The sequence below is a fragment of the Bacillus cereus genome, from assembly GCF_002561295.1.
GTDB classification, from domain to species: Bacteria; Bacillota; Bacilli; order Bacillales; family Bacillaceae_G; genus Bacillus_A; species Bacillus_A cereus_S.
This window is the reverse complement of the sequence record NZ_NTUG01000012.1, coordinates 39,707-63,777: the sequence shown is the minus strand read 5'-3', so window position 1 is coordinate 63,777 and position 24,071 is coordinate 39,707. Positions and strand designations below refer to the sequence as shown.

Below are 24,071 nucleotides of genomic sequence, written 5' to 3'. Positions count from 1 at the left end.
TTCTTCATCCCCTACTAATTATTAGTTGAACCAATCGGNNACGGGCAGTTGATCCCCCACTTATCTTCCTCATTTCTCTCTGAAGCTTGAGGTGGGGGGTCTTACTGCCCGTTAATGCGGGAGAAAGTTGGCTTGTCAATCTGGAAATACTATGGCAGTATATAAGGAACATCCCTATTTTTCGTGAATTTTAAGTTCGTAATTGTTATGTTTGCGAAGTTATAAAAAGGGAATCGAAAGTAATTTTTATAATGGAGGAAATAAAAAAATATGCAAAACTTACCAAACTGCCCGAAATGTAATTCAGAATATACGTATGAAGATGGAAGTCTTTTTGTTTGCCCAGAGTGTGCGCACGAGTGGGCTCTAGGTTCAGATACTGAAAATGGTGAAGATACAAAAGTTGTGAAAGATGCAAATGGAAATATCTTAAACGACGGTGATGCTGTAACAGTAATTAAAGACCTTAAAGTAAAAGGAACTTCATCCGTGATCAAAATTGGTACAAAAGTAAAGAGTATCCGTTTAGTTGATGGAAATCACGATATTGATTGCAAAATTGACGGTTTTGGAGCTATGAAATTAAAATCTGAATTTGTTAAAAAGGCATAAGGATAACGATAGATAAGTGATTGGAAAGACGTTCAGTAAAGTGGTGTTGTCGCGTAATGAACGTCTTTTTCTTATGAAAAAAGAGGTTATACAATTGTATAACCTCTGAATGAGTGTAATGTTATGACGTTTTTACTTATTCATATTTATGTCTATTTTCTGTAATGCGAATATACTCAATATCCATTAAATCACGTAGTAATGCACCGTGGCTTAGCTCAACGCCATGCTTTTCTTTAAAGTGAGAACAGATCGTATCGAGCATTTCAAGTTCTTCATCATTTACATCTAAAATAATTCGTTCGTGATCTCCCATGTAGTATCCCTCGTTTCCTTTTTTCTTTAGCGTAACCTAAATTTACTTATTTATAACAATATCTGTATTTTATATGTTAATGTTTTATTATTAGAATGTTATAAATAAGGGGGATGGAGTTGTTTTATAGATTTGTCATTATTTTATATACGGTCATTATAGTTACATATACTTTTCCTGATATATTTACTTTGAGATATATGAAGCCTATGTATATCGCTCTTTTTATTTTTTGTATATTTGTAATAGATTGTTGTATTTCATTCTGGATATATAGAAAAAAGCGGGAACAAAACGAACAAGAAAAGAAAAGAACAAAGCGAAAAAAAACATTTTGGATGATGACGTATGTTTTTGTATTTCCAATAGTTTTGAGCTTTGTAAGTGAACGGATAGCGGAAAAGGGATTCGATTTAAAGCTTGGGGCAACGATTTTTTTCTATTATTTCTTTTTTCACTTTATTCCTTATATGAGTGAGAAGACTGAGGAAGACGAAGACCCTTTTGAAAAAGATATACAAGAACAAGAAGATAAAATGATAGAGGAAGAAATGGAGCAATTAGCTAAACGAAAATGGTATTTCAATTCAACACTTATCTTCATTCTTTGTTTAGTTACACCACCAATTGGTTATGTGTATGTATTTCTTTTACGAAAAAAAATGACATACTATGCGAAAATGAGTTATTTGACACTTGCAACCATTACGATGGGATTATGGGCAATGAAATTTCTCCCACCACATTTATATGCCATTGTGATTGTCATCATAGCTTGCCTTGTTTTCATGGGAAAATACATAAGATAAAAAGCACCAAGTCCGTATAAGACTTGGTGCTTTCGTTGTTTATTAAAGGTCACCTTGCTCCTCTTCACCACGAACAACAAGGACATCGCATTTCGCATAGCGAATAATATGTTCAGAGACACTACCGATTAAGAAGCGTTCTACTGCGTTTAAACCAGTTGCACCACACATAATTAAATCTACTTTATGTTTTGGAGCAATGTCTTTTGAAATTTTAGATTTTGGATTACCGAACTCTAATACAAGTTCTACTTTTTCAAGACCAGCTTCATTAGCAGTTTTTTTGTAGTCTGCTAATAGATCTTCTGCAAAGAGATTTGCACGCTCAGCAATTGCGCGGCTATATGCCTCAACAGCAGAGTATGCTTTTACATCAACGATATGAGCGATTGTTAATGTTGCGTTGTTACGTTTTGCGACTTGAATTGCTTTTTTAAAGGCTTTTTCAGCTTCTTTGGAACCGTCCACTGCAATTAAAATATTTGTATATGTAGTATTCATAGTAGATTCCTCCCAATTCATTTTTATAACCGTTTACAACTTAATTATAAAACAAAATATGGTAACGTGCTTGCGAAAACGTTACAGAATTTTGAAAACTCTGTTTCGATTCTTTTTAGTTGTAATTGTAGGGATAACTTGTTACATATTGGGTATAGGAATAAAAAGGAGGCTATGTTTGTGAGACACGCGCTCATTACAGCCGGTACGAAAGGTTTAGGAAAGAAAGTAACAGACAAATTATTGGCTGAAGGATATTCAGTAACCGTAACATATCATAGCGATATAAGTGCTGTAGAAACAATGAAGGAAAAATATAAGCATATAGAAGAACGTTTGCAATTTGTGCAAGCGGATGTGACGAAAAAAGAAGATTTACATAAAATAGTAGAAGAAGCAATTAAACGTTTTGGTAAAATTGACTTTTTAATTAATAATGCAGGTCCTTACGTATTTGAGCGTAAAAATTTAATTGATTATGAGGACGATGAATGGAATGAAATGATACAAGGAAACTTAACAGCGGTGTTCCATTTATTAAAAATTGTCGTGCCAATTATGAGGAAAGAGCGTTTTGGTCGCATTATTAACTATGGATTCCAAGGAGCAGATAGTGCACCAGGCTGGATGTATCGTTCCGCATTCGCTGCTGCAAAAGTAGGGCTTGTTTCATTAACAAAGACAATTGCTTATGAAGAAGCAGAATGTGGTATTACATCAAATATGGTTTGTCCAGGGGATATCATTGGTGAAATGAAGGAAGCGACGATCCAGGAAGCGCGTATGATGAAAGACAGTAGGACGCCAATTGGTAGATCTGGAACAGGTGAAGATATCGCTCGCACAATTGCATTTCTATGCGAGGAAGATTCCGATATGATTACGGGCACAATTATAGAAGTAACAGGTGCAGTTGACGTCATTCATAGACATCGACAAAAATAGATAAAGTGAAACTCCCATCCGTGGGGAGCTTTATTCCCCACAGATGGTTAGCCTTCACCAATCGGGCATTTATGGACAGTGTATCCCCCGCCTAATTTGGGGCTTTTTCATCTTGAGAGGGGGATATTACTGTACGTTAATGCGGGGGAAAATCTATCGGAAAACTCGTATTATTTTTTGTCAAATATTGAGATATTATGTTAAGATATAAGAGCGTAGAAAGCGCTTTAAAAAAATGATTCAGGGGTCATTTCATAACTCAAGGGGGAATTAATAATGCGTATCGGTATTCCAACAGAAATTAAAAACAATGAAAACCGCGTGGCAATGACGCCAGCTGGTGCTGTACATTTAGTACACAATGGTCATGAAGTTTTTGTTCAAAAGGGTGCAGGTATAGGATCTGGCTTTACGGATGAAGAATATGTACAAGCTGGAGCAAAACTTGTTGAAACTGCTGAAGAAGCATGGAATCAAGAGATGGTTATGAAGGTAAAAGAGCCAATTGAAAGCGAATATGGTTACTTCCGTGAAGGTTTAATTTTATTCACATACTTACACTTAGCTCCAGAACCAGAATTAACAAAAGCTTTAATTGATAACAAAGTCGCATCAATTGCTTACGAAACAGTACAATTAGACAATCGTTCTTTACCACTTTTAGCACCGATGAGTGAAGTAGCTGGTCGTATGTCAGCACAAATTGGTGCACAGTTCCTTGAAAAAACAAAAGGCGGAAAAGGTATTTTACTAGCGGGCGTTCCAGGGGTAAAACGTGGTAAAGTAACAATTATTGGCGGTGGTCAAGCTGGTACAAACGCAGCGAAAATCGCAGTTGGTTTAGGTGCTGACGTAACAATTATTGATTTAAGTGCAGAACGTCTTCGTCAATTAGATGACATTTTCGGTAACCAAGTAAAAACGCTAATGTCTAATCCTTACAACATTGCAGAAGCTGTAAAAGAATCTGATCTTGTAATCGGTGCAGTATTAATTCCAGGTGCAAAAGCGCCAAAACTTGTAACAGAAGAAATGATTAAATCAATGGAACCAGGTTCTGTTGTAGTAGATATCGCAATCGATCAAGGTGGTATTTTCGAAACAACTGACCGCATTACAACGCATGACAACCCAACTTATGAAAAACATGGAGTTGTTCATTATGCAGTTGCAAACATGCCAGGTGCGGTTCCACGTACATCAACTCTTGCATTGACAAACGTAACAGTACCATATGCAGTACAAATTGCTAACAAAGGCTACAAACAAGCTTGCCTAGGCAACTCTGCATTACTAAAAGGTATTAACACATTAGATGGCTATGTAACATTCGAAGCAGTTGCAGAAGCTCACGGTCTACAATATGCTGATGCGAAAGAGCTTCTAGAAAAAGCTCCTGCTTTATCATAATAAATATGAGACGAAGCCCTTCTTATGATAAGGAGGGCTTTTTTGTTAGTTAAAAATCTATTAATATGGAATTTTTTTCTTGTTAATACAATTCCTCTTATGATAGTTTGTAATTGTATGTGGAAAGAAAAAGAGGGGATTACATGGGGAAAAAGAGTAGGAAGAAAAAACAGATAAAACGGCAGAAATATATAAAGAAAAAGCAAGAACAGAATATACCATTTCAAAAGAAATTAGCTTTTCGTATAGAGGAAATTGCTAGGTATATTAGTATGATTTTATATGTGGTTTTAAGTATGTATTTGTTCGGTGTATGTTATCAAATAGAGATAAGACCTGAATTTTTGGAGGATATCTTTCAGGTTGTTTCTTTTTTTGCGCTATTCTGTCTGTTTTTTGTGGTGTTTGGTACAGTATGGCCAAGCCGTGAAAGTAGAGAAGATAAGAGAAAACAACAGAAAAAGAAACGGTCTTCTTATTCCTCTGATTCATCCAGTGGATTTGTAAATGATAGTAGCAATGATTGTAGTAGTGCAAGTGATAGTGGCGGAGGAGATTGCGGAGGTGGAGGAGACTAAACAGCATTAGCTTTTAAATATTCCACTATACAAAATGGTGTAAGGTATCGTTAATGCGGGATAAAAAGAGATGAAAATAATAGAATGAAATAGAACGTCGCAGAAAGGGTGCATAGCAATGAATTTAGCAAAGGAACCAGAAGAAAAGGTACAAGAGAACAGTGAAATGAATGAGATGAAAGAAGTGATTGTGAGTTTAGAGAAAACTGTACAAGAGTTAAAAGAAGAAGTGAAAAAGTTAAGAAAGGAAAAACAGGGAAAGGACGTTGATTTTGGCACAATCGGGTTTTGGGTTTGTATGACGGTTATCGCCCTTGGATGGTTTTGGGGGAAATAGTTAATAACTAGGGGATGGAGAATGTATGAAAAAATTAGCGTTAGCGGAATATCAGACGATCCTTCCAGTTTTAAAAGAGAATAAGCGGACGACCACTTTTGCTTATGCAGTATGTGATGGGGTGATAGAGGGCGAAATTTTTGTGAATGAGAGATTAGCAGCGGGATTGATTGCGACTGCTAATGGTATTTACTATCTGTTTGGAGATACATATGATCAGGAATTTCAACATGCTTTGTTTTCTTATATTGAAAATGATGTTTTAACAACTGATAAACGATTTACATTGTTTGTGTCTAGCATTGAGTGGGAAAGGATTATTGAAAATTATTTTAATGATTCTTTTAGGAAAATCCCTCGAAAGAAATTTTTATTTCAAAGGGATATTTTTGAAGGTGAAAACAGAGAATTAGATGATTCTACATACAAAGTTAAGCGTATTGATAAAAATATGATAGAAAAAAGTACTGAATTTACGGAGCAGTATTATAAAGAGTATTGGGGATCGAAAGAAGTGTTTTTAGAACATGGATTTGGGTGTTGTATTTTACAAGATGAAAAGGTAGCTGCTGAATGTGTGTCCATTTTTAAAAGTGATCAATTTGCTGAAATTGACATTGCAACGCATCTGGATTATCAAGGGAAAGGGCTTGCCCGGTTAGTTGCAACTTACTTCATAGAACATTGCATACAACATGGAATTACGCCGTGCTGGGATTGTGATATGGATAATATTCCTTCGCAAAGGCTCGCTAGCAAGCTAGGTTTTGATCATCCAGTGGAATATGTTTTATATGTACGTAAGAAAGTAGAGGGGTAAAACATGAATGTCGAATTAACAAGATTCAAAGTAAAGCCAGGGAAAAGTTCCCGCGTTGATGAATGGATGAAGATGCTAAATAATCATATGAAAGACGTGCTTTTGACATTAAACGACGAGAAAATGTATGTAGAGACAATTTTCCGGGAAATAAGAGATGGAGAAGAATACTTATATTGGTACTCTGTGCAAGGGGAAGGCGGGACAGATGTCGAAGCTTCTCAGCATGAAATTGATAAAAAGCATTTGGAGTTTTGGTATGAATGTATTGATGAGGAAGTACCTGCCGCCCAAATGAAAACAGAAGTCGTTATGATTCAAGATGTTGTGAAAGAAGCGATGAAGTAATAGAATCATATTTTTTGGAAAAGCACATAAAAAAGATGTGCTTTTTATTATGAAAAAATTTTTTGAGGAAAGTTGTATACATTTCAAGCTCTCAAACGTTGATTATGTAGAAGGGAGAGCAGAATGAACTATGATACGTTTGAATCGTTAATATTAAAAAAGTTAAAAGCAGGAAAGGCAGAAGAATTACAAAAGTTAAATGGGGCACCATATATAAAAGCAGTTGTAAGAGGTGTAACAGTTGAGAAACAATAATCAACCACCTAATAATTAGAATAGTTAGAAAATTTATGTTATAATATGGGAAAAGGGGGCTGTTATGAAGCAAATACATGGAGCAATCTACATCTACATAACAATGTTTTTCATTGGAGCGTCTTATGGTTTAGGGCATTTATACTCGCACCCAATTTTAACTTTTTTGAGCGGCACATGTATGGCCATTGCGATTTGTGTACACCTTTTCTCCGTTTGGATTGTAAAGTTTCAATTGAATATTAGTGAAATGGAAGAAGGCACTTTTTGAGTTGCCTTCTTTCTTTAGTAGTACCTGTTTAGCTCTTTTAATAATATTTCAATTTGTTGCCCGGTTTCTTTTCCTATAGAAAGTGTTCGTAATCGGAAGAACAAGCTTCGTAAAAATGATTTTACATTTCCATATAACGTTTCGTAAGGCACGATAGATAATTCTTCTTTTTGAATTTTCATTTGTTCTACTAAAGAATGTAAGGAGCTAATGAGTTCTTTTTCATTTAAACCATTTTTCAGCATGGCAATGATAGGAGTGATTATTCGCTCATCTTCTTCGTATTTGTAATACATTGTATGTACATTTATCTTTTCTAACAAGATTTGTAGTATTTCAGGATAATGGAAGATTTCAAGTTTCGGGTTTATAACAAGTTCATCGAATGTATCTGAGACATGAGCGATGCTATGAGCCCAGCCTCGGTCATTAACATATCCGCGAAAATCATGTTCTTGGTTCATATATAAAATTAATTTGTCTTTCACATCTAATATGTCAGACGGTGATAAGAAGTTATGTTTTGTATCGGCGTTTATGATTAAAGCAATTAATAGTGTTGTAAATGATCGGGTGAACACAGCATCTTTATCTTCTGTAGTGATTTTATAAAATAAATATTGTTCGCTTATACTTTGTGATAATAAGTGCTGTAATTGAGTTTGTGTAATCTGGTCATGTATGATGAGGTGCCAAAAGGTTGTATAGATTAACTTGTCTCGTAAATAGCCGTCTGGGGTGCCGATATGTTGGAGCATTTTTGAAATTAAATTATCAATATCTATCGTGGAATCGATGACGTAATGATTCGCTTTTATTTCTTCTAATTGTTTTTGAAGTTGTTGCATGCAATCTCTCCTTTTTCATTTAGAAAATTCTGTATTTTCATATTATGATAGAAACAGAGAATATACAAGAAATACATACTTTGTATTAAGGATTTCAAAAAATATTAAAGATAAGATTAATTATTACAATTTCTAGAATGGGGCATGAGATGAAGAGAATTATATTGATGTTGTGTGTGTATGTTTTACTTCTTGTTTCTTTTACGATATTAACAGCATGTACACGTAATGAGCAAACTGAAAATGAGCCGCTGAACGTGCAACAACAAACAGAAACAAGTGCTATAGAAGGATACGTTATGGTGAAGAATCAGACTGTATATTTCATTAGGAATAAAACATTCGAAACGATAGAAGAATTGCAGGGTCATATAGATCAACGCCTACATATGAACATCCCAGCAGACATGGTTTTAAATTTTGACGATGAAAGTGCATATGAAAAGTTAAAATCAGGATATAAAATAAAAGTATGGTCTTCTCACATACTTGAAAGTTATCCAGGGAAAATGATTGTTAATAGGTTTGAAATTATAGAGAAAAATGATATTAAAAAAAGGTAGCAGAGTCGCTACCCTTTTTCTTATTTTACAAACTGTAATTCTTTCGGGAATTTCGTTAAAATTTCTGATCCGTCTTTTGTGATGTAGATATCATCTTCAATACGAACGCCGCCTACGTTTGGTACGTAAATACCTGGCTCGATTGTGAAGACCATACCTTCTCTTAATGGTGATTCGTTACCTGCTTTTACATCTGGATATTCGTGTACGCTAATACCAAGCCCGTGGCCTAAGCGGTGCGGGAAGAACTCTCCGTAACCTGCATCTGCGATAACAGAGCGAGCGGCATTGTCGATTTCGCCAAGTGTAACGCCTGGTTTACAAGCTTCAACTGCTTGTAATTGACCAGCTAGTACAGTGTTGTAAATGCGCGTTTGTTCCTCTGAAATATCGCCAAATGCGACTGTACGTGTAATGTCAGAGCAGTAACCGTCAATGATTACGCCTAAGTCAAATAGTACGAAGTCACCGCGTTTCATTTTGTTTGCTCCTGGAATACCGTGTGGCAATGCAGAATTTGCGCCAGCTAGTACCATTGTATCAAAGGACATTTTATGAATGCCTTTTTGCTTCATTTCATGCTCGATGATTGCTAGCACTTCTAATTCACTGCGATCTTCTTTAATTGCCTCTACACCAATTCCAACAGCGTAGTCTGCCATTTTAGCTGCTTCACGTAAAATAGAAAGTTCTTTTTCGTCTTTAATTAAACGAAGTTCGCGTACTTTCTCCTCTGCAGGTTTGAAAGAAGCCTTTGGGAATAATTTTGTTAATTCTTCATAGCGTTCTACATTTAAATGTTCTTTTTCAATTGCTACTGCAGTTGCATCAATGCCACGATCTTTCATTGCTTGTGCAATCATATCCCATGGCTTGTCTGTATCAGTAAATCCGATGATTTCGTGCGCCCAGCCAGCATTTCGAGCTTGTCCTTCTTCCATTTTAGGACAAATTAAAATTGGTTCTTTTTCTTGGAATACAAATAGACCGAGTAGTCTTTCGTGTGGTTCACAATGGAAGTTTGTCATATAGAAGACGTTTGGTGTGGAAGTTAAAAATGCAGCTTCCACGTTTTGTTCTTGTAGCCATTGCATTAAGTTTTCTAATCTAGTATTCATAGATTGGCACCTCCGAGATTTCAGTTACATGTATTACTTTACATCGGATGAAAGCGTTATGACAAGCAAATCGTTGTTTGAAAAGACAGGAAATTGTGAAATCATGTAGAATAAAAGGTGTGAATGTAAATAAGGGAGGAATATAAGAATGAAAGTATCGTATCACGGACATTCAGTTGTTAAAATCGAAACGAATGGAAAAGTTATTTTAATTGATCCATTTTTAACAGGTAATCCGAAAACAGATTTAAAGGCTGAAGAGGTAAAAGTAGATGCAATTATTTTATCGCACGGTCATGGTGATCATGTTGGTGATACAGTAGAGCTTGCGAAAAAAAATAACGCAGTTGTTGTGGCACCGTTTGAACTCGCGACATTTTTAGGATGGCAAGGTGTGAATACGCATCCAATGCATATCGGTGGTTCACATGTATTTGATTTTGGAAAAGTGAAATTTACACAAGCCTTTCATGGGTCTAGCTATATTGATGAAGAAAACAAGACTATTACATATACAGGAATGCCAGCTGGAATTTTATTTACGGCAGAAGAGAAAACGATTTATCATGCAGGGGATACAGCATTATTTTCTGATATGAAGTTAATTGGATCTCTTCATAACATTGATGTAGCATTTTTACCAATTGGTGATAATTTTACAATGGGGCCAGAGGATGCAGTTTTGGCCGCGGAATGGATTGGAGCCAAAATAGTTGTGCCGATGCACTACAATACGTTCCCAGTGATTGAACAAGATCCGCATCTTTTTGTACAAAAATTAACGAGTAGTACAGGAAAGGTATTAGAAGCTGGGGAAAGTATTACACTATAAAAAAAGAAACCCTTCATTTGAAAAGAAAAGTGAAGGGTTTTTTATGTGTGTAAAATCGGTTTGAAAGTATGTGCTTGTTTTGGTGTTTCTTTTGTTTCTAGTAATGTTTGTTCTGGTGCCTCATTTAATTCCATTGCAACCTTTTTTCCATCAACGAAAGCTAAAAATACAGCACCTACAACTTCTAATAATTTTTTCATTTTCATCCGCTCCTTTGTTTGATTTCTTGTCTTTATCATATATCTGAAATGAAAGACAAACTATCGAATAGGGTGACAACAGGATTACACTGTTGTAAGAATGTGACTGATGGAATGTAAGAGTTATTTTTGTTATAAAAAAAATAGTACAGGTGCATAAAAGTACAGTGTAACAGTTTCCGAAATATAGTATACTAAAAATACAACACATGAAGAATTTAGGGAAAAGAAAGTATGGTGAAACCATTTGGCTACCAAACATAATCAAATTTTAGAACATATTAATAGCCTGCCGATAGGGCATAAAATTTCTGTGCGTCAAATTGCCAAAGATTTGAGCGTAAGTGAAGGAACCGCTTATCGTGCGATTAAAGATGCAGAGAATAAAGGGTATGTTAGTACGATTGAACGTGTCGGAACAATCCGAATTGAACAAAAGAAAAAGGAAAATATTGAAAAGTTAACATATGCTGAAGTCGTCAATATCGTCGATGGCCAAGTGCTTGGCGGAAGAGAAGGGTTACATAAAACATTAAATAAATTCGTGATTGGTGCCATGAAATTAGAGGCGATGATGCGTTATACAGAAGCGGGGAACTTGTTGATTGTTGGTAACCGTACAAATGCGCATCAACTAGCGTTAGAAGCAGGTGCTGCCGTATTAATTACAGGTGGATTTGATACAGAAGAGCGTGTGAAAAAATTAGCAGATGAATTGAAGTTGCCGATTATTTCAAGTAGTTATGATACATTTACCGTGGCAACGCTCATTAACCGTGCAATTTATGATCAGCTTATAAAAAAAGAAATCGTGCTCGTTGAAGATATTTTAACGTCAATTGAAGAAACGTTATATTTAAAACCTACTGATAAAGTAGAGCAATGGCATGCGTATAATGAAGAAACGATGCATGGACGCTATCCAATTGTAGATGAAAATAAAAAAGTATTAGGGATTGTTACTTCAAAAGATATGATTGGTATTGCAAAAGATACACCAATTGAAAAAGTAATGACAAAGCAACCAATTACAGTAAATGGGAAAATGTCTGTTGCGGCGGCGGCCCGTATGATGGTATGGGAAGGGATTGAACTTCTCCCTGTTGTCGATGAAAACAATCGCTTGCAAGGAATTATTAGCCGTCAAGATGTACTTCAGGCAATGCAAATGATTCAACGTCAACCGCAAGTTGGAGAGACGATTGAAGATATCGTCACAAATCAATTTGTGACACCAAAAGAAGCAAAGCACGAACATAGTTATCAATTTTCTGTGACGCCACAAATGACGAGTTCATTTGGGACGTTATCGTACGGGGTATTTACAACCGTTGTTACAGAAGCAACCAATCGTGCCATTCGTGCGCAGAAAAAAAGCGATTCAATTGTTGAGAATTTAACAATCTACTTTGTAAAGCCAGTTCAAATTGACAATGTTGTTTCTGTACATCCAAAGGTGTTAGAAATCGGTCGTAAATTTGGAAAGGTGGATGTGGAAGTGCGTCACGGAGGAGAAGTTGTTGGGAAAGCACTGTTAATGGTGCAACTTATTGATCGATAAGAATGGAAAAGAGCTGAATGAAAAATCCTTTTTTAGATAGAGGGCGATTCATTCAGCTTTTTTTATGTATACAAATTGAAATAGAGATAAAAAAAACCACTCTTTTTAGGTTGGAAGAGAGGATCTAGCCATGCGTAGAAGCGGTCAGTACCTATTTTATCCCCATTGCGAGTGAGGACAGAAGGAGAAAATGAGAGGAGGTCTTCGTTAGTTTTCGAGGGCGTGAAGTAGGTGCTTAAAAATCAAGATATATAAATTGAAATAGAGACAAAAAACCCACTCTTTTTAGGTTGAAAGAGAGGATCCGCCGAAGTGTAGAAGCGGTCAGTACTTATTTCAGCCCTATGCCGAGTAAAACCAAAAGGGGAAAATGAGTGAGAGATCTTTTTCGATTGCATAGTCGTTACTAATATGTGGCAATATTAAGGAATAGATACAAATTCCCCTCATTTGGTAATTGGATTGTAGTATAATTGAATTATCAAATAATTTGGTGTGTAAAAGAGAAAGGGCGGTGCTTAATATGTCATCAGAGTTCCTCTTTTTTGGTGGTGTGGCATTGTTTTATTTTTTTCTGATGATACCAATTCAATATCTTTACATTGAAGGATTAAATGAACAAGAACAAAGAACAAGACGTTCTCAACAAGAACTGTATAAAAATATGTCTTTTGAGGAAGAGCAATTACATTTTCACGTGCAGGGAAACCCTTTTAATATCCCACCTGCGTTTGTTGCGTATATAATTTTGAAAATAAAGAATCACAAAAAAGCATCAGAATAAATGTCTGATGCTTTTGTGATTACATTGTTTTATAGGCTTCTGCTTCCTCTATTGCAAGAGGTGAGAAGTGTTTATATTGGCGGAATCCACTAAAAATGCTAGCACCGCCAAATAAGACAAATAGGATACCTACGATAATCCGTACGGTAGAAAGTTCTAAGAAAAATTGATTTGCACCAAATAATGCAACGAATACACCAAGCGCTAACTGAGACTTTCCAGCAAGCCAACCTTTTTCCATCGGACGAGTTGTACGGAAATATTTTGTTTTATAGAAGAGGTACAACATAAATGAGATAATAATACAAAAAACTAATACTGGCATGATATGATCCTCCGTTATTTTGTATGTAGGTAAATCTCAATAAAAACCCATCTTTTTAGGCGGAAGAGAGAATCCGCCGGAGCATAGAAGCGGTCAGTGCCTGTTTTTGCCCCATGCCGAGTGAAAACAAAGGTAGGGAATGAGTGGAAAATCCTTTTTGTTTTCATAGCCGAGACTGAGATGGTGGAAAAATAAACTGGATAAAACGGAAATAAAACCCCATCTTTTTAGGCGGAAGAGAGGATCCGCCGGAGCATAGAAGCGGTCAGTGCTTGCTTTGGCCCCATGCTAAGAGAAAATAAAGATGCATTATCGAAACTTTCACACTATTATTATAAAGCAATTCTTTCTATGTATAAATTGTTTTACGTTATAATGAAAAATAAAGTGAGACTTTTATAAAAAGGAGATTATACATATGCATGAACAAATTTTAGCAGCAATTAAAGAGTTTGATACGATTATTATTCATCGTCATGTGCGTCCAGACCCAGATGCATTAGGCTCTCAGTGTGGCCTTGGAACAATTCTTCAAGAATCGTTTCCAGAGAAAAAGATTTATATGGTTGGATATAGTGAACCTTCTTTATCGTATTTACGAGTAATGGATGAAATTGATGATGAGACTTACGAAAATGCACTTGTTATCGTTTGTGATACAGCGAATCAAGAACGCGTTTGTGATCAGCGTTATATGAAAGGGAAGAAGCTTATTAAAATTGATCATCATCCGAATGAAGATCCATACGGAGATATTACTTGGGTGGATACAACATCAAGTTCTACAAGTGAGCTTATTTATGAGTTTTATTCGTATGGGAAAGATAAAGGATTGAAGCTTACAAAAGAATCTGCGCGTCTGATTTTAGCTGGTATTGTTGGAGATACAGGGCGTTTCTTATTCCCAAATACATCGGCAAGAACGTTACGTTTTGCAGCAGAACTTGTTGAGATGGGAGTAGATTTCCCGGCGTTATATAACGAAATGTATAAAACGAAAGAGAAAATCGCGCGTTTAAATGGATTCATTTTACAAAACTTTACGATGGCAGAAGAAGGTGCAGCTTATATTAAGTTGACAAAAGAAGTACTAGAAGAGTTTGATGTACTTCCTTCAGAGGCATCTGGTGTTGTTGGAGCGCTTGGGAATATTGACGGATTAAAAGCTTGGGTTCTATTTTTAGAGGAAGGTGATGTCATCCGTGTTCGCCTTCGTTCAAAAGGGCCTGTTATTAATAAACTAGCAATGAAGTATAACGGCGGAGGTCATCCGATGGCTTCTGGTGCGAAAGCGTCGTCTTGGGAAGAAGCAGATCGTCTTTTCGCAGATTTATGTGAACTTTGTAAGTAAATGTAGTGCTACTTTTCTTTAATATGTTGACGAATATTGATTTAAATTAAGGTAGATCTGAACAAAAAAATCCTCTTATATATCAAAAGTACATGCCAGTAAATAGTTGTACATTACTTATGTAGGTATGTAATGATTCATCTGAAAGGGCTGCATTACGAAATAGTGGTGTGAATTAGGATGTGATGAATACAAAAGATGACTAAATTTAAAAATTTAGTCATCTTTTTGTATTTGGGACAGAGGAGCAGGAAGAATTCAAAAAATATCGAATGAGTATAGTTAGTAGTACGGTTTGCGTTAGGTGTGAATATTAGTTAAAGATACGTTAATTACATTCCTAGTTGGTAAAGAAAAAATCCATCAAATAATAGAAGGAGCAACCACTTATATGGAAAATACATTAAAGGTATCGTCAAAATCAAGTCCTAATTCAGTCGCGGGTGCAATTGCAGGGGTATTAAGAGCAAATGGAAATGTAGAAATTCAAGTGATTGGAGCTGGGGCTTTAAATCAAGCAATTAAAGCTATTGCGATTGCAAGAGGATTTGTAGCTCCTAGTGGTATTGACTTGGTTCTCATTCCAGCGTTTCAAGATATTTCTATCGATAATCAAGAAAGAACAGCTATCAAATTAATTGTAGGTCCTAGAAAAAATAGATTTTAGCAGCTTACCAAAATATGAAAAAATAGCCCTTCACCTGAGTAAAAGGAACCAGGTAAAGGGCTATTTTTCTTGTTTTATATTGATGCTGATTTCGAGCACGGTATCAAAAGAAATGGTATCAACTTTAAAGTGATATATTCGGTCATAGTGCGTGTATACCTTATTCTCAATTGCTTTTTTTAGCAGTTCTTTATTTTGTGCAATACTTTGTATGTTTTTTGTTAAGAGGTGTTGCAAGTCATTGTGAATGGAAGTTGTAATGTTTTCTAAAGTTAGTTTGTCTAAATCATATTTATTTCCATTTACAATTTTAATTTTAATTTCTTGAATTGTTAATAGTTGTTTGTTTTCTTTATTTAATTTTTCTTGATCTTCGAGGAGAACATGGAGTTTTTCTTTTTGCTGTTTAATAATTTGTTTTTGGGCAGCGATTGTACTTGCTTGCTCTTGCTGAAAAACGCCGTATATGTACAAAAAAATAAACCAGCTTAGAATACCGCCAACAGCAGCGCCTGCTAAAAATAAATACCATCTTTTTGCATTAGAGGCGTTAGGGACTCTCATACATGCTCCTGTGTAAGCCATTTAATAATAATAAGGCCGGTTTGCATGCCACCTGTTGCAAAAAATATGAGCAAAATTTGTTTTACAATATCTTTCATATCCCCTTCAAAAAAACTTCTTTCAAAGCTATAAAACGTATCAAAGGTTCCACCAATTGCTGCGACGAGCGCCCAAATTCGTAAGTTTTGTGCGAATTGATTAATTGAAGTAAGAGCAGGCTGTCCAATAAGAAAGGCACCAATTCCTCCAATTAAAGAGCCGCCAATTATAACTCCAAAGGCAATAAAGTAACTAATGATTAGAAGAGAGAAAAAAGTAATTTGTCTTACATCCATCGCCATTCCCCTTTCTCCTTCATATATATGGACAAAGTATAGGAAGTATGTTTTGATTTCCTCTTTCTTTATCACCTATAATGAAAGTAGTCAAATAGATAAAGAGAGGGTACAACAGTGAAGTTTGCGCATTTACAATGTCAAACCGTTTTTAGTTTGTTAAAAAGCGCTTGTAAAATTGATGAACTCGTCGTCCGGGCAAAAGAGCTTGGTTTTTCATCGCTTGCAATTACAGATGAAAATGTGATGTACGGGGTCATTCCGTTTTATAAAGCATGTAAGAAACATGGTATACAGCCCATTATCGGATTAACAGCGTCTATTTTTAGTGGAGAAGAAGAAGGGACCTATCCTCTTGTATTGCTAGCAGAAAATGAAATAGGTTATCAAAACTTATTGAAAATTTCTAGTGCCATTATGACGAAGTCGAAAGAGGGAATTCCGAAGAAGTGGCTTGCTCATTATGCGAAAGGGCTAGTTGCAATTTCACCAGGAAAAGATGGGGAAATTGAACAGTTATTATTACAAGGAAGAGATGAACTTGCTGAAGAGGTAGCTCGTGCATATCAAAATATGTTTGGAAGCTTTTATATGAGTTTGCAGCATCATGCGATTCAAGATGAGCTGTTCTTGCAAGAGAAACTGCCGCAATTTGCAAGTGAGATAGGTATTCCAATGGTTGCGACAAATGATGTCCGCTATGTGAATCAAAGCGATGCGCTTGTGCAGGAATGCTTGTTATCTGTCCAGGGCGGAACGAAGATGACGGATCCAGATAGACCAAGGCTCAAAACAGATCAGTACTATTTAAAGTCATCAGCTGAAATGGGAGCTTTATTTTCTCATGAAGAAGAAGCGCTTCAAAATACGGTTCGTATCGCTGAACGTTGCCACGTAGAAATTCCTTTCCAGGTCAATCAATTACCGAAGTTTCCTGTTCCATCTAATGAAACGTCAGATGCTTATTTGCGCCGTATTTGTGATGAAGGATTACAGAAGCGATATGCAGTGATTGAGACTGTACATAGGGAGCGTTTGAATCATGAACTTGCAGTTATTTCTCGCATGGGATTTAGTGATTATTTCCTTATTGTTTGGGATTTTATGAAATACGCACATGAACATGACATTTTAACAGGGCCAGGTCGTGGTTCAGCAGCGGGTTCGCTTGTTTCGTACGTGTTAGAAATTACAGATATTGATCCAATTGAGTATGATTTATTGTTTGAACGATTTTTAAATCCTGAACGTGTTACGCTTCCGGATATTGATATCGATTTTCCAGACATTAGACGTGATGAGATGATTCGTTATGTAAAAGATAAATATGGTCCGCTTCGTGTAGCTCAAATTGTTACGTTTGGAACGCTTGCGGCGAAAGCCGCGATTCGGGATATCGCCCGTGTAATGGGGCTTCCGCCAAGGGAAATTGACATATTTTCAAAACTGATTCCATCAAAGATTGGAATCACACTAAAAGAAGCCTATGAAGAATCTGTCCCGCTTCGTGAATTTGTACAAGGAAACCTTTTGCATGAACGTGTTTTTGAGATTGCAAAGCGCGTCGAAGGTATGCCGCGTCATACATCTATTCATGCGGCAGGAGTCATTATGAGCCAGGAGCCTTTAACGGGAAGTGTTGCGATTCAAGAAGGGCATAATGATGTATATGTAACGCAATATCCAGCAGAAGTATTAGAAGAACTTGGTTTATTGAAAATGGACTTCTTAGGTTTACGTAATTTAACATTGCTTGAAAATATTCTTGATTTTATTGTGACCAAAACAGGTAAACAAATTGATATACGAAATTTACCTCTTCAGGACGAAAAGACATTCCAGTTGCTTGGAAGAGGAGATACAACAGGTGTGTTCCAACTCGAATCTGGAGGTATGCGAAACGTATTACGTAGTTTAAAACCAAACGAGTTTGAAGATATTGTTGCTGTCAACGCCTTATATCGCCCAGGGCCAATGGAACAAATTCCAACCTTTATTGAATCGAAACATGGAAAGTGCCAAATTCAATATTTACATCCTGATTTGAAACCGATTTTAGAGAACACATATGGCGTAATTGTCTACCAGGAACAAATTATGCAGATTGCCTCGAGATTAGCTGGTTTTTCACTTGGAGAAGCTGACTTGCTCCGCCGTGCGGTAAGTAAGAAAAACCGTGAGATTTTAGATCAAGAACGAAAACATTTTGTACAAGGCTGTTTACGAAATGGATACGATGAAACAGCAGCGGAACAAATTTATGATTTAATTGTTAGGTTTGCGAACTATGGGTTTAACCGAAGCCATGCCGTAGCTTATAGTATGATTGGATATCAGCTTGCTTATTTAAAAGCAAATTATCCTTTAGAGTTTATGACGGCATTATTATCTAGTGCGATAGGAAATGAAGATAAGATTGTGCAGTATATACGCGAAACAAAGCGCAAAGGTTTTCGTGTTTTACCGCCATCTCTTCATAGAAGTAGTTACAATTTCCAAATAGAAGGGAATGCAATTCGCTACAGTTTGCTTTCGATTCGTAATATTGGGATGGCTACAGTAACTGCGGTGATTGAGGAAAGAGAAAGAAATCCATTTCAAGATTTATTTGAATTTTGTCTTCGTATGCCAGCAAAGTTTGTTACAGAGCGCAATTTAGAGGCGTTTATTTGGGCTGGCTGTTTCGATGATTTTCAAGTTTCGCGAACAACTTTGTTTAACAGTATGAAAGGTGCTTTAGAGTATGCAAGCCTTGCGCGCGAATTAGGGGAAGAAAGTGTCCCAAAATCCGTATATGTACAAGGAGAAGAGCTATCGTTTATTGAACAATTAAATAATGAGAAAGAAGCACTTGGCTTTTATTTATCCAGTTATCCAACGGCGCAGTATGCAAAGCTTGTAAAAGAGCTGGAAATTCCATCGATTGCGCAAGCGATGAGGCAAAAAAGAAAAGTACAGCGTGCCATTGTTTATATAACAGGTGTAAAAGTTATTCGGACAAAAAAAATGCAAAAAATGGCATTCATTACGTTTTGTGATCAAAATGATGAAATGGAAGCAGTCGTTTTTCCAGAGACGTACATTTATTTTTCAGAGAGATTGCAAGAAGGTGCCATTGTATTAGTGGAAGGGACGATTGAACAGCGAAATCATAAATTGCAATGGATTGTAAACGGCCTTTATTCATTAGAACAAATGGAAGTTTACAATGAAATGAAAGAAGCATCAATTTATGTGAAATTACCATCGCAATATGAAAAGAAGCTGTTAAATCAAGTTACAAAAATATTGTTTCACTATTCAGGTTTTGCGAAAGTACTAATTTATTATGAAAAGGAACATAAAATGGTACAATTATCTCGTAGTTTGTCAATCCATCCAAGTGAAGAGTGTCTAGGAGCACTTCGTGAAGTAGTCGGTCAGGAAAATGTCGTAGTGAAAATATAATGGACAATTTCCCTATAGTTCGATTATTATAGTAATAGTGTTCGTGGTCAGACCACTTGGAGAGAATGATAGCAGCAAGAATAATTTGAGGAGAGTGGATAGTTTGTCAACACTTCGTGAAGAAGCACTTCACATGCATAAAGTGCATCAAGGAAAATTAGAAACTGTATCAAAAGTAAAAGTAGAAAATGCAAAAGATTTAAGTCTTGCGTATTCTCCAGGGGTTGCAGAACCTTGTAAAGAAATCTATGACGATAAAAGTAAGGTATATGAATATACGATGAAGGGCAACATGGTAGCAGTTGTGACAGACGGAACAGCTGTACTTGGTCTGGGGAATATTGGACCAGAAGCATCTCTTCCAGTAATGGAAGGTAAAGCTGTATTATTCAAGAGCTTTGCTGGTGTAGATGCATTTCCAATTGCTTTAAATACAAATGATGTAGATAAAATTGTTGAAACTGTAAAATTAATGGAGCCAACATTTGGTGGTGTAAACTTAGAAGATATTGCAGCACCAAACTGCTTTATCATAGAAGAACGCTTGAAAAAAGAAACAAATATTCCTGTATTCCATGATGATCAACACGGAACAGCTATCGTAACAGTAGCAGGTCTTGTAAACGCGCTTAAGCTAGTTGGAAAGAAAATGACTGACATTAAAGTTGTAGCAAATGGCGCAGGTGCAGCAGGTATTGCAATTATTAAACTTTTATATCGCTATGGTGTACGCGACGTTATTATGTGTGACCGTAAAGGTGCGATTTATGAAGGTCGCCCGGTCGGTATGAATCCGGTGAAAGATGAAGTAGCAAAATATACGAATAAAAATCGTGTAGAAGGTTCATTAGCTGATGTTGTACAAGGTGCGGACGTATTCATTGGTGTATCTGCAGAAGGTGCATTAACGGAAGAAATGGTTCGTACAATGAATGACGGTGCAATTATTTTTGCAATGGCAAATCCGGTTCCAGAAATTATGCCGGAAATTGCAAAAGCAGCAGGCGCAGCTGTTGTGGGAACTGGTCGCTCTGACTTCCCGAACCAAGTAAATAATGTACTAGCATTCCCTGGTATTTTCCGTGGTGCACTTGATGTACATGCGACGCAAATTAATGAAGAGATGAAGATGGCAGCTGTAGAAGCGATCGCTGAGCTTGTAGCGGCAGATGAATTAAATACGGACTATATCATTCCAGCGCCGTTTGATGCGCGTGTAGCGCCTCAAGTAGCTGCTTACGTTGCGAAAGCTGCGATGGAGACAGGAGTAGCTCGCCGTCAAGTAGATCCAAACGAAGTTGCTGAGAAAACGAGACAATTAGCGCTGATTGGTAAAGAGTAAGCGAGGAATTTCTATTGACATCATCAAATACAAAAGTATATCTCGAAATTGTAAAGAAAATCCGTTCCATTATGGAAGAGGATGGTTTAGTAGCAGGTGACCGATTGCCATCTGAGCGTGAGTTAAGCGCACGTTTAAATGTCGGACGTTCATCTGTACGAGAAGCATTACGAGCTTTAGAACTCGTAGGATTAATCGAAACAAGACGTGGAGAAGGGACGTTTATTCGAAACTTTTATGATAATGGTCTTGTTCAATTGATCGCACCATTTTTATTACAAGATGAGAAAACAATTCGTGATTTGTTACAGACGAAACGACTGCTTGAAAAAGACGTTCTTCGAATCGTATGTGATTTACCGAAAGAAACGTTCTCTAATGTGTTAAGTATGTTGCAACAGATTTTTACAAAGGACAAAAATTCTATCCAAGAGTTTCATCAAACGTTTTTTAAAACACTTATTGAACAGGTGGACAATTATTTACTATATCGAATTTGGAGAATTGTAAATGATTACGTTGCGACTCTTTCTTCTGAAATTTCACTAGAGTCTATAGAAATGTATAGAAAACTTTATGAAGCGCTATATGCGAAAAAAGAAGAAGAGGCGTTAAAGATTTATGATGAATTAATGGAAAATATACAGTTTCATTCGTAATGTATAAAATTTGTCGAAATGACCATGACACGTTATGACAAACAATCTATCGTATAGCGGTTAAAGTTAAACGTAAAGAGAGAGGTTATTAGACAGGGTTCAAAAAGGAGGATAAAGAGAGCCGAGCAGTTCGAGGTACGGAAGTCAGGAGGATACGGAGTGTAGATGGAACTACATGAGTACCGGACTGGCGAAGTAACGAAGGAATGCGAAAGCTATCTTTACCGGACTTTTTGAACATCATCTATTAGACAGATTAAGAAAAGAAGGCTAACATCGAAACTTGGTGTTAGCCCCATTTTCTTCCTAAACTAACCTTAGCTCTCAACAAAGGGGGTCAAATTGTGCTAAGAGATTTATTCGTGAAAAAGAAAAAGTACGCTGCAATTCCTTCAGAACAAGTACGAAAAGATGTACCGGACGGTGTTATGACAAAATGTCCGAAATGTAAGAAAATCATGTATACAAAAGAGCTTCTTAAAAATTTAAAAGTATGTGTAAACTGTGGTTATCATCATTCTATGAATGCGTGGGAACGTCTTGATAGTGTATTGGACGAAGGGTCATTTCGTGAGTATGACAAAGAGATGGTTTCGTTAAATCCACTTGAGTTCCCGAATTATGAAGAAAAATTAGAGAGTGATCGCAAGAAAACAGAATTAAATGAAGCTGTTGTGACAGGTGAAGGAACAATTGATGACATGCTTGTTGTAATTGCAGTAATGGATTCTCGTTTTCGAATGGGCAGCATGGGCTCTGTTGTAGGAGAAAAAATTGCACGTGCAGTTGAAAAAGCATACGAATTACAAGTTCCATTTATTATCTTTACTGCATCGGGTGGTGCTCGTATGCAAGAAGGTATTTTAAGTTTAATGCAAATGGCAAAAACAAGCGTAGCTTTGAAAAAGCATAGCAATGCTGGAGGATTATTTATTTCTGTTATGACTCATCCGACAACAGGTGGTGTTTCAGCGAGTTTCGCTTCACTTGGTGACTATAATCTTGCAGAACCAGGTGCACTTATCGGCTTTGCTGGTAGACGTGTAATTGAACAAACGGTGCGTGAGAAGCTGCCAGAAGACTTTCAAACGGCAGAATTTTTATTAGAGCACGGTCAATTGGATGCGGTTGTGCATCGCGATGATATGAAAGATTCACTCCGTAAGATTTTAGAAGTTCATCAAGGAGGGGAAACGGCGATATGGCAGAGCTAGAATTTGAGAAACCAGTTGTTGAGCTAAGAAATAAGATTCGTGAACTGAAAGACTATACGAAAAACAGCCAGATGGACTTCAGTGAGGAGATTCGTATTTTGGAAGACAAGCTAGAAAATTTAGAGGAAGAAATATACGGGAATATGAAAGTGTGGGACCGCGTTCAAATTGCTCGTCATGCAGAGAGACCGACAACGCTCGATTATATTGAGCACTTATTTACTGATTTTTTTGAATGTCATGGAGATCGCCTATTTGGCGATGATGCAGCGATTGTCGGCGGTATTGCGAAGTATAAAGGGATGCCTATAACGGTAATTGGGCACCAGCGCGGGAAAGATACGAAAGAAAATATTCGTCGTAATTTTGGAATGCCTCATCCAGAAGGATATCGAAAAGCTCTTCGCTTAATGAAGCAAGCTGAAAAATTTAATCGCCCAATCATTTGTTTTATTGATACGAAAGGTGCGTATCCTGGTAAAGCAGCTGAAGAGCGTGGACAAAGCGAAGCCATTGCGCGTAACTTATTTGAAATGGCCGGACTGACTGTACCGGTTATTTGCATCGTTATTGGTGAAGGTGGTAGCGGTGGTGCGTTAGGTTTAGGGGTAGGCGATTACGTTTATATGCTAGAAAATTCCACTTATTCTGTTATTAGTCCAGAAGGTGCGGCGACAATTCTTTGGAAAGATGCTACGAAAGCGAAAGATGCTGCGGAAGCTTTAAAAATTACAGCAGCAGATTTGAAAGAATTAGGTGTAATTGACGAAATTATTCCAGAAGCGCGCGGTGGTGCACATCGCAATATTTTAAAGCAATCGGAAAATATGGATTTGATGCTTAAAAAAACATTCCAACAATTAAACGGTATTTCGAAAGAGGAATTAATCGAAAAACGTTATGAAAAATATATGAAAATTGGGCAAGTTTCGTTTTCAAACGCTTCCATTTGGATAAAATAAGAAAAGCGTGCGTTCCACTTCGCGAATGCACGTTTTTATTATGAAAAGACACATCTTCTCCATTGTATTTTTATATTTTTTCGTGTTATTTTATTAT

At 36.6% G+C, this 24,071-nt stretch carries 28 protein-coding genes and 1 pseudogene; 21 read left to right on the top strand and 8 right to left on the bottom strand.

Features of this window, described 5'->3' with window-relative positions:
• The first annotated feature begins 270 nt into the window (after positions 1-270).
• Entirely contained in the window at positions 271-612 is a 342-nt protein-coding gene (locus tag CN373_RS10410; protein ID WP_098359256.1) for a zinc ribbon domain-containing protein YjdM, read from the top strand.
• 136 nt (positions 613-748) lie between these two features.
• On the opposite strand, the gene CN373_RS10405 is transcribed toward CN373_RS10410, so the two are convergent.
• Entirely contained in the window at positions 749-928 is a 180-nt protein-coding gene (locus CN373_RS10405; RefSeq protein ID WP_000502255.1) for a hypothetical protein, read from the bottom strand.
• Positions 929-1,041: 113 nt separating this feature from the next.
• Here CN373_RS10405 and CN373_RS10400 point away from each other — a divergent pair, with 113 nt between their 5' ends.
• A complete protein-coding gene (locus CN373_RS10400) occupies positions 1,042-1,737 on the top strand; it encodes a membrane protein (RefSeq protein ID WP_033664296.1) in 696 nt (231 codons plus the stop codon).
• Between the two features lie 42 nt (positions 1,738-1,779).
• On the opposite strand, the gene CN373_RS10395 is transcribed toward CN373_RS10400, so the two are convergent.
• Positions 1,780-2,238, bottom strand: coding sequence for a universal stress protein (locus tag CN373_RS10395; RefSeq protein ID WP_001098709.1), 459 nt, complete (start codon positions 2,236-2,238; stop codon positions 1,780-1,782).
• Positions 2,239-2,412: 174 nt separating this feature from the next.
• Here CN373_RS10395 and CN373_RS10390 point away from each other — a divergent pair, with 174 nt between their 5' ends.
• The 8 genes and pseudogenes from CN373_RS10390 to CN373_RS10360 all read left to right on the top strand — a co-directional run bounded on the left by CN373_RS10390 (position 2,413) and on the right by CN373_RS10360 (position 7,202).
• Entirely contained in the window at positions 2,413-3,183 is a 771-nt protein-coding gene (locus tag CN373_RS10390; RefSeq protein ID WP_098359255.1) for an SDR family oxidoreductase, read from the top strand.
• A 276-nt stretch (positions 3,184-3,459) separates the two neighbouring features.
• The gene (gene ald / locus CN373_RS10385) at positions 3,460-4,593 is read left to right on the top strand and encodes an alanine dehydrogenase (protein ID WP_001219386.1); all 1,134 of its coding nucleotides are present in this window, start codon (positions 3,460-3,462) and stop codon (positions 4,591-4,593) included.
• Between the two features lie 143 nt (positions 4,594-4,736).
• Complete coding sequence (locus CN373_RS10380) at positions 4,737-5,171, top strand: hypothetical protein (protein WP_098359254.1); 435 nt, start codon at positions 4,737-4,739, stop codon at positions 5,169-5,171.
• A gap of 118 nt (positions 5,172-5,289) precedes the next feature.
• Positions 5,290-5,508 (top strand): phosphodiesterase, encoded by a 219-nt coding sequence (locus CN373_RS10375; protein WP_098359253.1) that lies wholly within the window; start codon positions 5,290-5,292, stop codon positions 5,506-5,508.
• A gap of 25 nt (positions 5,509-5,533) precedes the next feature.
• Positions 5,534-6,328: a GNAT family N-acetyltransferase gene (locus CN373_RS10370; RefSeq protein ID WP_098359252.1), complete on the top strand. Its 795-nt coding sequence runs from the start codon at positions 5,534-5,536 to the stop codon at positions 6,326-6,328.
• Positions 6,329-6,331: 3 nt separating this feature from the next.
• Positions 6,332-6,676 (top strand): DUF6176 family protein, encoded by a 345-nt coding sequence (locus CN373_RS10365; protein ID WP_098359251.1) that lies wholly within the window; start codon positions 6,332-6,334, stop codon positions 6,674-6,676.
• A 171-nt stretch (positions 6,677-6,847) separates the two neighbouring features.
• A pseudogene (locus tag CN373_RS26170) lies at positions 6,848-6,931 on the top strand (anti sigma factor C-terminal domain-containing protein); the annotation flags it as partial.
• A gap of 64 nt (positions 6,932-6,995) precedes the next feature.
• The gene (locus CN373_RS10360; protein ID WP_098359250.1) at positions 6,996-7,202 is read left to right on the top strand and encodes a hypothetical protein; all 207 of its coding nucleotides are present in this window, start codon (positions 6,996-6,998) and stop codon (positions 7,200-7,202) included.
• A gap of 14 nt (positions 7,203-7,216) precedes the next feature.
• Here the strand turns inward: CN373_RS10360 and CN373_RS10355 are convergent, their stop codons facing one another.
• On the bottom strand, positions 7,217-8,050 hold the full coding sequence (locus CN373_RS10355) for a DUF2785 domain-containing protein (RefSeq protein WP_098359249.1): 834 nt from the start codon (positions 8,048-8,050) through the stop codon (positions 7,217-7,219).
• Between the two features lie 149 nt (positions 8,051-8,199).
• Here CN373_RS10355 and CN373_RS10350 point away from each other — a divergent pair, with 149 nt between their 5' ends.
• A complete protein-coding gene (locus tag CN373_RS10350; protein ID WP_098359248.1) occupies positions 8,200-8,613 on the top strand; it encodes a DUF3221 domain-containing protein in 414 nt (137 codons plus the stop codon).
• A gap of 20 nt (positions 8,614-8,633) precedes the next feature.
• Here the strand turns inward: CN373_RS10350 and pepQ are convergent, their stop codons facing one another.
• A complete protein-coding gene (gene pepQ, locus CN373_RS10345) occupies positions 8,634-9,731 on the bottom strand; it encodes a Xaa-Pro dipeptidase (RefSeq protein WP_098359247.1) in 1,098 nt (365 codons plus the stop codon).
• Between the two features lie 148 nt (positions 9,732-9,879).
• Here pepQ and CN373_RS10340 point away from each other — a divergent pair, with 148 nt between their 5' ends.
• On the top strand, positions 9,880-10,563 hold the full coding sequence (locus tag CN373_RS10340) for a metal-dependent hydrolase (RefSeq protein ID WP_098359246.1): 684 nt from the start codon (positions 9,880-9,882) through the stop codon (positions 10,561-10,563).
• Between the two features lie 41 nt (positions 10,564-10,604).
• Here CN373_RS10340 and CN373_RS25545 read toward each other — a convergent pair whose 3' ends face one another.
• On the bottom strand, positions 10,605-10,763 hold the full coding sequence (locus CN373_RS25545) for a hypothetical protein (RefSeq protein ID WP_000734565.1): 159 nt from the start codon (positions 10,761-10,763) through the stop codon (positions 10,605-10,607).
• A gap of 247 nt (positions 10,764-11,010) precedes the next feature.
• Here CN373_RS25545 and CN373_RS10330 point away from each other — a divergent pair, with 247 nt between their 5' ends.
• Entirely contained in the window at positions 11,011-12,324 is a 1,314-nt protein-coding gene (locus CN373_RS10330) for a DRTGG domain-containing protein (RefSeq protein WP_000201569.1), read from the top strand.
• A 523-nt stretch (positions 12,325-12,847) separates the two neighbouring features.
• Positions 12,848-13,108 (top strand): DUF3949 domain-containing protein, encoded by a 261-nt coding sequence (locus CN373_RS10325; RefSeq protein WP_000093535.1) that lies wholly within the window; start codon positions 12,848-12,850, stop codon positions 13,106-13,108.
• A 19-nt stretch (positions 13,109-13,127) separates the two neighbouring features.
• Here the strand turns inward: CN373_RS10325 and CN373_RS10320 are convergent, their stop codons facing one another.
• Positions 13,128-13,433 (bottom strand): YtpI family protein, encoded by a 306-nt coding sequence (locus CN373_RS10320; RefSeq protein WP_001144754.1) that lies wholly within the window; start codon positions 13,431-13,433, stop codon positions 13,128-13,130.
• 418 nt (positions 13,434-13,851) lie between these two features.
• Between CN373_RS10320 and CN373_RS10315 the strand changes: the two genes are divergently transcribed.
• Entirely contained in the window at positions 13,852-14,784 is a 933-nt protein-coding gene (locus CN373_RS10315) for a DHH family phosphoesterase (RefSeq protein WP_000545122.1), read from the top strand.
• Between the two features lie 391 nt (positions 14,785-15,175).
• Positions 15,176-15,451, top strand: a complete 276-nt coding sequence (locus CN373_RS10310; RefSeq protein WP_000432157.1) for a stage V sporulation protein S — start codon at positions 15,176-15,178, stop codon at positions 15,449-15,451.
• A gap of 60 nt (positions 15,452-15,511) precedes the next feature.
• Here CN373_RS10310 and ytrI read toward each other — a convergent pair whose 3' ends face one another.
• Complete coding sequence (gene ytrI, locus CN373_RS10305) at positions 15,512-16,015, bottom strand: sporulation membrane protein YtrI (protein WP_001265722.1); 504 nt, start codon at positions 16,013-16,015, stop codon at positions 15,512-15,514.
• On the bottom strand, positions 16,012-16,350 hold the full coding sequence (locus CN373_RS10300) for a YtrH family sporulation protein (protein WP_033664804.1): 339 nt from the start codon (positions 16,348-16,350) through the stop codon (positions 16,012-16,014). Before CN373_RS10300 ends, ytrI begins: the two co-directional genes overlap by 4 nt.
• A gap of 117 nt (positions 16,351-16,467) precedes the next feature.
• On the opposite strand from CN373_RS10300, the gene dnaE reads away from it, so the two are divergent.
• The 5 genes from dnaE to accA all read left to right on the top strand — a co-directional run bounded on the left by dnaE (position 16,468) and on the right by accA (position 23,974).
• Positions 16,468-19,797, top strand: a complete 3,330-nt coding sequence (gene dnaE, locus CN373_RS10295) for a DNA polymerase III subunit alpha (protein WP_098359245.1) — start codon at positions 16,468-16,470, stop codon at positions 19,795-19,797.
• A gap of 133 nt (positions 19,798-19,930) precedes the next feature.
• The gene (locus CN373_RS10290) at positions 19,931-21,139 is read left to right on the top strand and encodes an NAD(P)-dependent malic enzyme (protein ID WP_165770752.1); all 1,209 of its coding nucleotides are present in this window, start codon (positions 19,931-19,933) and stop codon (positions 21,137-21,139) included.
• 14 nt (positions 21,140-21,153) lie between these two features.
• Positions 21,154-21,798: a FadR/GntR family transcriptional regulator gene (locus CN373_RS10285; RefSeq protein ID WP_000204428.1), complete on the top strand. Its 645-nt coding sequence runs from the start codon at positions 21,154-21,156 to the stop codon at positions 21,796-21,798.
• A gap of 344 nt (positions 21,799-22,142) precedes the next feature.
• Positions 22,143-23,012, top strand: coding sequence for an acetyl-CoA carboxylase, carboxyltransferase subunit beta (gene accD / locus CN373_RS10280; RefSeq protein WP_000942868.1), 870 nt, complete (start codon positions 22,143-22,145; stop codon positions 23,010-23,012).
• On the top strand, positions 23,000-23,974 hold the full coding sequence (gene accA, locus CN373_RS10275; RefSeq protein WP_098359244.1) for an acetyl-CoA carboxylase carboxyl transferase subunit alpha: 975 nt from the start codon (positions 23,000-23,002) through the stop codon (positions 23,972-23,974). The genes accD and accA overlap by 13 nt, the downstream gene beginning before the upstream one ends.
• Positions 23,975-24,071 lie beyond the last annotated feature (97 nt).